At 41.3% G+C, this 339-nt stretch carries 1 protein-coding gene; it reads right to left on the minus strand.

From position 1 onward, the window contains the following. Nucleotides 1–101: 101 nt before the first annotated feature. A partial coding sequence (locus ACTND6_RS11255) for an ATP-binding protein (protein WP_441024367.1) occupies nt 102–339 on the minus strand: 238 nt, incomplete at its 5' end.

The following is a 339-nucleotide window of genomic DNA, read 5'->3' on the forward strand; positions in this document are numbered from 1 at the left end:
TGTTAGCGTCCGGTTAATTTAACCATTCAGAGTCCGGTAAAAACGACCAATTTCAGTCCAATAAAAAAAGCCAACACATCAGATGACTTTCATAAATTCATTTACTGCCTGGCTGGATCTAACAGATCCGATGTACTTCCGACCTTCACCGCAACAGTTTCAAGTTTTCTGCCACGATAGCTTTTTCCGTCCATCATGTAGACAATTGCGTTATCAAAGATTCGATCCAATGCACACAGCAGTGTGTCATCTTCATCAAAGTCCTCTTTCCATTGGGAAGGGGATTTATTGCTTGTAAAGATCATACAGTTCGGACCTTCTTTTGAAGCACGTCTGTCT

This window comes from Bulleidia sp. HCP3S3_C9 (genome assembly GCF_052064035.1).
Taxonomy (GTDB): domain Bacteria; phylum Bacillota_I; class Bacilli_A; order Erysipelotrichales; family Erysipelotrichaceae; genus Bulleidia.